The following is a 10700-nucleotide window of genomic DNA, read 5'->3' as shown; positions in this document are numbered from 1 at the left end:
TCCCGAGACACTTCGCAGCCTTGGAGATACGCAGCAACTCCATGCACGCAACTATACATGCAACACTAAGGATTACTAACGAAGTTGGTGAGCCTTTGCTCGGTCGTCAGCGGCCACCAACAGGACCCCGGCGGACCGCCCCACCACCTCCGCGGCCGAGTAGCCCACGAGCCGCTGAGCGGCCTGCGACCATCCGACCACCGTCCCCTGTACGTCGAGGAGAGCTATTGCCGGGCAGACTGTCTCGATGGCCGTCTGAGCCTCGGAGACTGCTGTCTCTGCGGAACTGCCCATTGCTCTTCCCTTCTATGTCCCCCCGGCGATGCGGTCCCCCAACTGCTCGGCTGTCCGGTGGATGGATAGGTCCAGGGCAGCAGTGATCGAGATACCAGGCACGGCAGACCACAGCCCATTCACACTGCCCCCGACGGTGGCTGCGGCGGTGGTGGTCTCGGCCCGTCAGACGTGCTCCGGCGGGACCCCTATCGGGGCCTGGGTGCAGCCAACGGGCCGTCGGCTGACACCGACGGCAGAAACACGGCCGTCCACTGACTCCCTGCTTGCTCTCACCCGCACCTCACGCGTCAGTCGACGACTGCTGAGAAGGTGGTGCAGCCAGGCCCCGAGCGCCGCCCCCAGAACCGGAGCGGCCAGACAGATCCGCAGATCGGTGGTCTGCCCAGCGAATGCGGCAGGACCGAACTGGCGGGCGGGGTTGATCGAGCCCCCGCTGCAGGGCCCCCGGAAAAGCGATCACCAGCGCAACGGACATTCCGATGACGTACGGCACCAGGCGCACACAGCGGGCATGGGCCATGTAAAACCCGGCCGCCAGCATGATGACCGTCATGCCGCCGGCCTCGGCGAGAAAGACTGACGCGGGCTGCAGCAGGGCGCGGGCACGATCGCTGCGTAGCCGATCGAGGGGAAGGAGACCGCAGGCCCCACACCAGACGCCCAAGACCCGTCCCCGCCATTTGGGCCCCCACGTAGGGAACGATGCTGCGCCCGGGGAAGGCGCCCGTGAGCCGCTGGGAGACCATCACGGTGCCGTGTCCAGGCGGATCACGCCTGAGGCCTCCGGGGCGAGCTTCGCCCAGCCCAGACGGCGCGTGTGCTCGGGGAGGCTCAGCGGACTTCCGTGTGCTTCGTTCGTACTCATGCGTGCAACGCTACGCACCCAGTGGCACCGGAGTATGGTCCATTTCCATGACAAATTCCCAGACCAATTTTGCGGACAAAGCAAGATCGCGATCTACGAAGCTGGGACACTAACCTGCTCCCGACCGGGGCGCTCCGAGCATGCGGCGTGGCGCTCCGGCTTCGCGGTGCAAACGGTCTGGCAGACGGCGCCCAGGGGCCTGCCTGGCCGTTCGACGCGAAGTGGCCCGGTGTTTTGCTCAGAAAATGGTCCACACGCAAGGCGGACGATGACCTCGACGAGCTCTACACCCAGCCGACCCGCGAGTTCGGGGAGCTCATCGGCAGGGCCGGCCACACCCTGGTGTGGGACGGATCCGATACCGGGCTGATGAAGGTCGTCACCGACGGAGTGCGGGCGTCGGGAGGGCGGCTCACGGGGATCTCGGTCGATTTTCTCCGGAAGTAGGGACCGAGGTCCTGGAGCTGCGGAAGCACGGCCTGTACGACGACCCCGTGGTGCTGCCGAACACGGCGGGCTTCCACGACCGGCTGATACTCCAGCTCCGGCGACGAGCAGGGGTTGCTGCCATTGCCCCTTGGAGAGCTGGTCTTCGTCGCCGACACGGCCGCCGGCGCACTCGCCACCGTGGACAAGTGCGTTGGAACGTGATGGCGAGATCGTGACAGCACGCCTTCCCGCCTGAGAGATCGCGCCGACTCCGGCACGGGCGGCCTGGCACTTGAGGCCGACAGCCCCAGCGCCTCGAATCTCGGCAGGGACGCTCCCGAACCGGACAGAGGCGCGTCCGCTCCGCCCTCGGAACCCCTTCTAGGGCAGCACCCTGCACAGTGCGTCCAGTGCGCCTGCCCACGCGCTGTCCGAGGGCGCCGCGTAGTTGACCACCAGCGCGTCCCGCTCGGGCAACTGCCATCCGCCGTCCGCCACTTCGTAGCGGAACTGCGTCAACCCCCTGATCGCCAGACCTTGCCGGGCCGCGGCCTGGACCACTGAGCTTTCGGTTCCACGCGGGAGTTCGAGGACCGTCTGCAGTCCTGCAGCCATCCCGGTCACACGAATGCCGGGAGCTCTCTGGCGCAGGACCTCGACCAGCTGATCGCGGCGACGCCGGTAGCGCAGCCGCATCGAGCGCACATGACGGTCGTACGCACCCGAGGCGATGAATTCCGCCAGCGTCAGCTGCTCCAGAGCGCTCGTCATGTAGTCGCCGTGCTCTTTGGCCGCCACGATCTCCGGGATGAGTTCCTCCGGCAGCACCATCCATCCGAGCCGTACCCCCGGCGCCAGGGACTTGCTCACGGAACCGAAGTACACCACCCGCTCCGGATCGAGGCCTTGCAGGGCCCCCACCGGCTGACGGTCGTATCGGAACTCCCCGTCATAGTCGTCCTCCAGGATCAGGCCGCCCGTGGCACGTGCCCACTCGACGGCAGCCGTGCGCCGGTCCGGGCGGAGCGCGACCCCCGTCGGGTACTGGTGCGCCGGGGTCATCAGCACCGCCCCCACTTCGCGCAGCCGCGCGAGGTCGTCGATGCGTGCGCCATGGTCGTCGACGTAGAGGGGCGGGGTGTGCAGACCGGCGTTCGCCAGCAGGTCGCGAAACATGTCGAGTCCGTAGGCCTCGACTGCCACCCCTCGCACCCGCCGTTCCTTGAGCGCCCGCGCCATCAGCGCCAGACCGTGGTGGAAACCGGAACAGATGACGATCCGCTCCGGCTCGGCGTACACCCCGCGGGCCCGCGCCAGGTAGTCCGCGAGTGCGGTGCGCAGCTCCATCCGGCCGCGGGCGTCGCCGTAGCCGAAGGCGTCGTGTGGCGCGGCGGTCAAAGCCCGGCGGGCCACGGTGAGCCACTGCGAGCGCGGAAAGGTCGCGAGGTCCGGTGCACCGGTCCACAGGCCATACCGGAGGCGGGGCTCGTCCGGCCTCGCGCGAGGAGCGTCGGGCGCGGCCCTGTGCGGCTCGACCCGGGTGGCCACCCGGGTCCCGGAGCCCTGCTGGGCGGTGAGCCAGCCCTCAGCGACCAGCTCGGCGTAGGCCTCGACCACAGTGTTACGCGAGACGCCGAGATCCGCGGCGAGTGAGCGGGAGGCCGGCAGCCGACTGCCGGGCGCCAGACGCCCCGTGCGCACGACCTCCCTCAAGGCGTCCGTGAGCCCTGCACGCAGCCCGGGTCCGCGCAGCTCCAGATGCAGGTCGGCACCGAACGCGGGGGGCCGACCCGCCGCGGAATTGGTCCGAGAATCTGCCATGTAAATGAACCATACTCCCATACCATCGACTTGCCAGTCGTCCCATTGCGCACACCACCGCGTCCTCCGTCGGGGCGGTGGTCAGCCGGCTGGTGCGCGGACGGAAGGCGTTCACAGTAGGGCGCGGCACGGGCGTGGTGGTCGGCGTGAGAATGACATGACCCTGGGCTTGATCCGCTTTGACGGACATCGAAGATCAGAGGCTTCGGCCCCAGAAGGATGATGTCCATCATGGAGAGCAAGGGGAAGAAGAAGCCGCGTCCTCGCCGCTCGTTCACGCCGGAGTTCAAGGCCGAGATCGTCGAGCTGTGCCAACGCGGTGACCGCTCGGTTGGTCAGGTCGCCAAGGACTTCGACCTGACCGAGACAGCGGTGCGCGACTGGATCCGGCGGGCCGAGGTCGATGCCGGCGAGCGTGACGGCCTGACCAGCAGTGAACGAGAGGGACTGGCCCAGCTGCGGCGGGAGAACCGCCGGCTGCGGGAGGACGTGGAGATCCTCAAGCGGGCCACGGCCTTCTTCGCGAAGGAGACCCGGTGACGGTGCACCCGTTCATCGAGGCGGAGAAGCAGGCAGGTCACAGCGTCAAACGGGCGTGTGAATTGCTGAAGGTCTCCCGTGCCGCCTTCTACGCCCGCCGCGCCAGCACACCCGGTCCCCGGGCCGTGCAGGACGCGGACCTGACCGAGCAGATCACCGCCGTCCACGCCCAGTCCTGGGGCGCCTACGGCGCCCCGCGGATCCACGCATTCCTCAAGCGTGAAAGGATGGCCTGCGGCCGCAGACGCATCGCCCGGTTGATGCGGGCCGCCGGGCTCGCCGGCCGGCACCGCAGACGACGACACCGCACCACGATCCCGGACCCGCACGCGGCCGCCCGCCCGGACCTGCTCCTGCGCGACTTCCCGCCCGACCCTAGGGCGACGGACACCCGCTGGTGCGGCGACATCACCTGCATCCCCACCCACGAGGGCTGGCTCTACCTGGCCACCGTCATCGACATCAGCTCCCGCCGAGTGGTCGGCTGGGCCACCGCCGACCACCTGTGCACCGAACCGGTCGCCGACGCACTGCCAGCCGCCTGCCACCAGCGCCGACCCGCAGGTTCCGTGATCTTCCACTCCGCAACGCGGCACCAACGAGAACACGAACGGACTGCTGCGCCAGTACTTTCCGAAGGGGACCGACCTGTCGCGGTGGGATGCCGACGAACTCGAGGCGGTGGCTCTCGCGCTCAACAACAGGCCTCGCAAGACACTCGGCTGGAGGACACCCGCCGAGGCCCTCAACGAACATCTACAATCGGCTCAGAAAGCCGGTGTTGCGACGACCGATTGAATCCGGGGAGCACGCCGCGGGTTGCCACACCGGACACCGTCACCGTCACCCAGGCCCTCGTCACCGAGTCCATCCGCAGCGTCTTCCCCGGCGACTTCGACACAACTGTGGAGCGGTGGGTGCCAGCCCATGCGGACCTGAACTGGGCCAACACGACCGCTCCGGCGTTCAGCCTCTTCGATTGGGAGGACTGGGGTAACGCACCGCGGGGGCTGGACTCGGCCTCTCTGTGGGCGAGTTCCCTTGCTGTCCCGGCTCTGGCCGAACGCGTACGGCACGAGCGCCGTTCCGATTTCGAGAGCCGGGACGGCAAGTTGATGACGTTGTTCGTCTGCTCGAAGATCCTCGGACCGTACGCGCACCCGGAGGACCCTCGGCTGGAACCCGCCCGGCGCGTGGCCGAGCAGGTCATCGAGGAGCTTCAGGCGGGCTGACCGCGCGAGCGATCTCGAAGGAGACTCCGGTACTCCTGGACGGTCCGATCCTCGACCTCTCCGACCAGGGCGTCGAGGAGTTCGCCCAGATGGACGGATTCATCGGTGCCCCACGGCGACGGAGTCGACCTGCGGGAGGTGATAGGCGGTTCTGAATGCCGCTTGAACGCGGGAGAGTTGCCTGTTGTCTCGGAGGAAGACGCGCGGATCGATCCTGGCCCACACTGGGGCGCTGGTGCTGCCTCCGAAAGGGCTCATCCCCCACACCACGCCGCCCGGGCACCACGCCTTGGTGAGGGCGTCCGCGGCATCCAGCGTTCTAGCTCCGACCAGCAAGCCGGCGCGGACCATGAGGGCCGCTGGCCTCGGTGCGGTCGTGTCGATCAGGTTCAGCAGCGGTGTTGGGCCCCAGGATGCGACGCCCCAGGCAGCGCACAGTCCCTTCGCTGCGGCGGCGTCGAGGGCGGTGCACGCCTATGCCAGCAGGTCGTGGTGGTGAGGGGCGGCTTCGCGGAGTGAATGTTCCGGGTTGTGCAGGAACGCCAGGTCCGGCTCTCGTCCGAGGTCCGTGGCCGCCTGTTCCACCGCCGCGTGCAACCGTACGGGATCCAGAGAGTGCTCCGTCCTGTCCGGCCCCGGGAAATAGCCGACCTTGGTGGAGAGCGTGAACTTCGGCAGCAGGTCACCGGCTGTCCGCGCCAGCGTCTGGTGCGAGCCGAAGTCGAGGTAATTGGTGCTGGTGTCGAGTGCGGTAACACCGAGGTCCAGTGCCCCGATCAGGAGACGACGTTCGTGACGAGACCGGTGTAGCCCGAGGACAACTCGGGGGTCAGTACCGCGCACAGTTCCTCCTTCACCAGGATCTCGGCGAGCTCCGTCACTTCGGTCCCGACGACGGCTGCGGCCCGCTCCAGCGGGACGGGCCTGCCGCTCAGCAGCAGACGCAGTGCGGGCAGGGCCTTGGCCGCGAGGGTGAGCTTTTTCCCCGGAGGCCACGATGTCGACGCTCTGCCCATACTCCTGGAACCGGGGAGGGAAGTGGGTGGTACACACCACGGCGTCGAGCGGTCCGAGTATGTCGAGGAACGGCACACGCCGAGGCAGCGTCGTCTCCTGCTCGTAGGCGTCCAGGAAGTCGGCTGGGGAACGCTCGCCGACCAGCTGGGCGGCGGCCGTGGTCAGGGCTTCGCCGCCGGTTTCGTGCCAGCGGTCGAGGTCGTGGCGGAAGATCTCGCGCTCGCGGCACCAGTCGGCAAGCCAGGCGAGCCAGCTCGCTCCCGTGCGCTTGGTGATGCCGAAGGTGACATGAAGGCTCTTGCCGGAACCGCTGCCAGTCCGTGTCGCCTGGTGCCAGTGGCCTCGGGGGATGTGCATGACGTCACCGGTCCGCATGACGCCCGACCAGATGATCTTGTCGCTCGGGGTGTTGTCGGGGTCGGAGTCCCGGTACATCGGGACCTTTCGCGAGGCAGCGCGTACCTCCCACTCCTTCTCGCCCGCGAGTTGGACGATCACAACCTCGTGGTCATCCCAGTGCAAGGGGAAGCCGGCGGCGTCGTTGGTCGTCAGGTACGCGTTGACCCGGACTCGCTCGCGGGACCACCACTGCAGGGCCCGGCAGGCGACATCCACCGTCGGATCGAAGACGTTGGCCTGGTCCATGATCACCGTTGCGCCTTCCTGCAGGAGCTTGCCCAGGCTGCGCATGTTGACCATGGGGATGCTCTGACCTCGGGGGCTGACGCTGTCGGTGTAGTAGATGGCCGGGTGAACCTCCTCGCCCTTCTGGATGCATCGGAACTGCGGGCGGTTCAGGCTCCTGCGCATCGCGATGTCGAGCAGGCGGTTCGCAGTCATGATGCGGGAGACGAGTGCGGGGTCCTCCATGCTCCCGCGTACAAAGCTCTTGCCCAGCTCCTCCGCTCCACTCCATCCGAGTGCTGTCTCGATGGCGCTGATCAACCGATGTTCCATCGCTGCGTCCTTCATGGGTTCGACCACGTGATCCGGACACGGAGGTCGCCACCCGGCCACGGCGCGTCGCCGGAACTCCCGGCGTTGTCCGACCGGAGGCTGTCGTACCGGTCGTGGACGGCGGTCAGCTCTTCCACCGCCACCAAGAGGCCACTTTGGGCCGGAGGCAGTGCCGTGTGCTCTGCCTCCTCGTACTCCTTCCTCTTCGGTTCTCCCGCCAGGGCTCCGGCGGGAGGTCAGTGACTGCCCCACGGCGGTGGGATAAGCGGGGTGCCGTGAGGCGCGGCGGCCGGTTGGGGGGGCGGACGGGCCGCGGTCCTACACCCGCGACCGGGCAGTTCCGTGATTCACCGGCAAGGCGCCTTTGTCCTGACGGATGTTGGTCTCCAGAACACGTTGGTCCAGTTCGTACAGACACGCACGGCAGGCGTAGAAGGCCGCATGCATGCCACTCGACCGGATGGCCCCGATCCACGTCACCTCGACGTCGACGCGTCCACACCACAGCCAGCACTCGTCGCGCGACTGCAAAACGTGCGTTGCAGAAGTGGTCTTGCCTGAACGTAACTGTGGGGTCGATCGGCAGGCGTCCTACCTGGCCGTCATCAGACCCGGCGACGACGCCCCGCGCGCAATGCTGCGAGAGCCCGCTCCAGATCACTGCGACTGTCCAGGGTGTCGGGGTGCTGGGAGCCCAGAATCCGCGTGCGATCTTCCAGCGTCCGCCGGTGCAGCTCAGCCGCCCGCGCGTACTCGCCCAACCCATGCAAAGCAGCAGCAAGGTTGGCGCGGCTGCGCAGGGTGTCACGGTGGTCGCCGCCCAGAATCCGCGTCTGATCCTCCAACGTCTGCCGGCTCAGCTCAGCCGCCTGCGCATACTCACCCAACCCATGCAAAGCAGCAGCCAATGCGTGGCGACTGTCCAGGGTGTCAGGGTGCTGGGGGCCGAGAACACGCGTCTGATCCTCCAGCGTCTGCCGGCTCAGCTCAGCCGCCTGCGCATACTCACCCAACCCACGCAGAGCAGCAGCCAGGCTGGCACGGCTGCGCAGGGTGTTGGGGTGCTCGGGACCCAGAATCCGCATGCGATCTTCCAAGGTCCGCCGATGCAGCTCAGCCGCCTGCACGTACTCACCCAACCCACGCAGAGCAGCAGCCAGGCTGGCACGGCTGCGCAGGGTGTTGGGGTGCTCGGGACCCAGAATCCGCATGCGGTCCTCAAGGGTCCGCCGGTCCAGGTCGACCGCCTGCGCGTACTCACCCATCCCGCGCAGGGCGGCAGCCAGGTTGGCGCGGCTGGTCAGGGTGTCGGGATGGTCGGGGCCCAGGATCCCCGTGCGCTCCTCCAAGGTCCGCCGGTGCAGGTCGACCGCCTGCGCGTACTCACCCATCCCGCGCAGGGCGGCAGCCAGGTTGGCGCGGCTGGTCAGGGTGTCGGGATGGTCGGGGCCCAGAAGGCGGCTTTGTGTGTCTTGGAGTTGTTGATGTAGAGCGTGCTCGAGCGCGTAGGCGCCGGCGTCGTTGAGTACGTCAGCGAGAGTCGCAACTGTGTCGCGGGCGTCGGCCCGGGCCTCTGGGCTGTGGTCGAACAGGAGCACTAGGTGTGGAGCCAGGAGGCAGGCTGCGGGCCAGCCTGGGCGCCCGGCCCCCGCAACGTCGTGGACGGCTTCGGTCAGCCGGTCGGTGAGGGCTCGGCGCCACCGGGCGAGGTCGTTGTCCTCGGCTGTGAGAGCTAGGGCGCTGATCTCCCGGACTAGGGGATGCAGCAGCAGTTGGGCACTATCCTCCTGTGCCACCTCCAGTGCGGTGGTGGGTTCAGGCAGGCCGAGAAGGCCATAGCGGTGCAGGCCGGCAAGTGCAGCCTCCACGCCGACCACAGTGACCAGCTCACCTGTCACGGAGGCCAGCAAGCCGGGGGTGAGCAGGGACAGCGGGATGGGTGCCTGGGCCAACAGGGACAGCACCCTCAACAGTGGACGAGCCAGCAGGTTGCCCTCCGCCGTGAGCTGGTCGAGGGACACCTCCCAGGTGTGGCGCACCACAGTGCGAGCGACGTCCGGATCAGAAGCATCGGGGTGCTGCGCTCCCAGGAGTGTGGGCAGCTCGGCGTCCAGAGCCTGGCGGTAGTGGTCGAAGGTTCGGTAGCGGCTAGTAGCTGTGGCGAGGTAGGAACCGGCCGCGTGCAGGGCCAGCGGTAGCCCACCCAGGCGGGCCGCCAGTTGCCGGGCCTGCTCCGGAGTGCCGGCCCGCGGTGCCGCATCCAACAGGACTTGGCCCGCATCCGGCACGGCCAACGGCTCCAGCCGCAGCAACTCTGCGCGCGGGCCCCAGGTTTGCCTGTTGGTGTCCCGGCTGGTCACCAGCAGCAGGCCGCCGCCATACGGGCGGATCCACCCCCGATAGTGCGCCACCGGCTCGCCGCCGGGGCCCACTGCCTGCGGCTCATCGACGTTGTCGAGCACCACCAACCACCGCCGCGAGGAATTCAGCTGCTGCCAGATCACATCCGGCAAGCTCTCCTGCCCGACCCGGGCCAACTCCAGATCCGCCTCCGGCAGCCCGCACGCCACCGCCACCTGGGTCAGTTGCTGCGCCAGGTCCACCGAGGTTCGCCACCGCAGCCAGAACACCGCCCGGCCATCTTCCTCGGCCTGGGCAGCCAGCTGCGCAGCCAGCGTTGTCTTCCCGAGCCCCCCAGCCCCACACAACACCACGAATCTGCCCTGCGGCCGACGCAGCATCCCGGCCAGGAAAGTCAGCTCCGTCTCACGACCGCGCACCTGCTCCACATGCTGGCGCCGCAGCGAGCCCTGCCGGGACCCTGCCAACCTGTCCACCGACGTCAGCCGCGCCAACGGCGTCCCGCCATCCAGGCGCCGCCCCCATAACAGCAATCCGACACTGACCGCCACCAACACACCGAACACAGGCCACACCACCCACGCATGCGCAGCCCATCCCGGCACCGTCGCACTCGCGTAATTAGTCACCGGCCCCAGTGCCGCAGTCACCAACGCGGCAGCACCCGTCGCCCCCGACCCCACCCATGCACCACGCCGGCGCGCCATACCCACACCCCCCGAGGCCTCCGTCACACCGTGCCAGACACGAGAGCCCACCACCACGAGCCCGCAGATACTCGTGGGTGACGCCCCGAGGGTGAGCGCCACGGACGAGTCACGCTCCCCATGTGCCTCACGGGGCCCGTCTCAGTTTCCGTCTCATTCACGGCCGGACGTCGCCGTCCGGAGCCGTTCACCCTGTGCCGATTGGATCAGCGTCCGTACAGGGTTGAACGCCGACGAACGTGCCCGGATCATGCTCTGACCAGCGCAGACAAACCTGCCATTCGTGTCGGTCCCACAGCGCGTAATCGGTAGGCTCCCTTGTCACGGGGTCGATGTCGCGGCGGGTGGGCCGGAAGACCACGTCGGGATCAGGAATCGGTCGCTCCAGAACGCCTCGGTCTCGCTGTCGCCGACCATCACGCCCAGCACCTCACGGCCGCCGTCCTCGCTGATGCCGGTGGCGATGACCACGGC

The 10700-nt window shown here is 68.2% G+C and carries 4 protein-coding genes and 8 pseudogenes; 5 read left to right on the top strand and 7 right to left on the bottom strand.

What is annotated here, in order from left to right; genetic code table 11:
• Positions 1–75: 75 nt before the first annotated feature.
• Positions 76–294, bottom strand: coding sequence for a PAS domain S-box protein (locus tag AB0M27_RS44765; protein WP_365731597.1), 219 nt, complete (start codon positions 292–294; stop codon positions 76–78).
• Between the two features lie 165 nt (positions 295–459).
• A pseudogene (locus AB0M27_RS44760) lies at positions 460–738 on the bottom strand (aquaporin); the annotation flags it as partial.
• 658 nt (positions 739–1396) lie between these two features.
• On the opposite strand from AB0M27_RS44760, the pseudogene AB0M27_RS44755 reads away from it, so the two are divergent.
• Positions 1397–1813 (top strand): annotated as a pseudogene (locus AB0M27_RS44755) (TIGR00730 family Rossman fold protein).
• A 159-nt stretch (positions 1814–1972) separates the two neighbouring features.
• On the opposite strand, the gene AB0M27_RS44750 reads toward AB0M27_RS44755, so the two are convergent.
• Positions 1973–3412, bottom strand: coding sequence for a PLP-dependent aminotransferase family protein (locus AB0M27_RS44750; RefSeq protein ID WP_365731595.1), 1440 nt, complete (start codon positions 3410–3412; stop codon positions 1973–1975).
• 231 nt (positions 3413–3643) lie between these two features.
• Here AB0M27_RS44750 and AB0M27_RS44745 point away from each other — a divergent pair, with 231 nt between their 5' ends.
• From AB0M27_RS44745 to AB0M27_RS44730, 4 genes and pseudogenes are all read left to right on the top strand, one after another.
• Positions 3644–3952 carry a transposase gene (locus tag AB0M27_RS44745; RefSeq protein WP_365731593.1) on the top strand — a complete coding sequence of 103 codons (309 nt, stop codon included), beginning with the start codon at positions 3644–3646 and terminating at the stop codon, positions 3950–3952.
• A pseudogene (locus tag AB0M27_RS44740) lies at positions 3949–4476 on the top strand (IS3 family transposase); the annotation flags it as partial. The gene AB0M27_RS44745 and the pseudogene AB0M27_RS44740, both read left to right, overlap by 4 nt.
• Before the next feature lie 61 nt (positions 4477–4537).
• Positions 4538–4750: pseudogene (locus AB0M27_RS44735) on the top strand (IS30 family transposase); the annotation flags it as partial.
• An 8-nt stretch (positions 4751–4758) separates the two neighbouring features.
• Positions 4759–5184: pseudogene (locus tag AB0M27_RS44730) on the top strand (hypothetical protein); the annotation flags it as partial.
• Here AB0M27_RS44730 and AB0M27_RS44725 read toward each other — a convergent pair.
• The 4 genes and pseudogenes from AB0M27_RS44725 to AB0M27_RS44710 all read right to left on the bottom strand — a co-directional run.
• Positions 5172–6027 (bottom strand): annotated as a pseudogene (locus tag AB0M27_RS44725) (aldo/keto reductase). The pseudogenes AB0M27_RS44730 and AB0M27_RS44725 overlap by 13 nt on opposite strands.
• Positions 5961–7158, bottom strand: a pseudogene (locus AB0M27_RS44720) (cupin domain-containing protein). Before AB0M27_RS44720 ends, AB0M27_RS44725 begins: the two co-directional pseudogenes overlap by 67 nt.
• 605 nt (positions 7159–7763) lie before the next feature.
• Positions 7764–10085, bottom strand: a complete 2322-nt coding sequence (locus AB0M27_RS44715; protein ID WP_365731591.1) for a tetratricopeptide repeat protein — start codon at positions 10083–10085, stop codon at positions 7764–7766.
• Between the two features lie 519 nt (positions 10086–10604).
• Positions 10605–10700: pseudogene (locus tag AB0M27_RS44710) on the bottom strand (transposase); the annotation flags it as partial.

It is taken from the genome of Streptomyces sp. NPDC052107 (genome assembly GCF_040680215.1).
Lineage (GTDB): Bacteria > Actinomycetota > Actinomycetes > Streptomycetales > Streptomycetaceae > Streptomyces.
This window is presented reverse-complemented; position numbering and strand designations above follow the sequence as displayed.

Coding starts and splice junctions, on each gene's coding strand:
- AB0M27_RS44745 (WP_365731593.1), top strand. CDS start 3,644: ATGGAGAGCAAGGGGAAGAAGAAGCCGCGTCCTCGCCGCTCGTTCACG.
- AB0M27_RS44765 (WP_365731597.1), bottom strand. CDS start 294: ATGGGCAGTTCCGCAGAGACAGCAGTCTCCGAGGCTCAGACGGCCATC.
- AB0M27_RS44750 (WP_365731595.1), bottom strand. CDS start 3,412: ATGGCAGATTCTCGGACCAATTCCGCGGCGGGTCGGCCCCCCGCGTTC.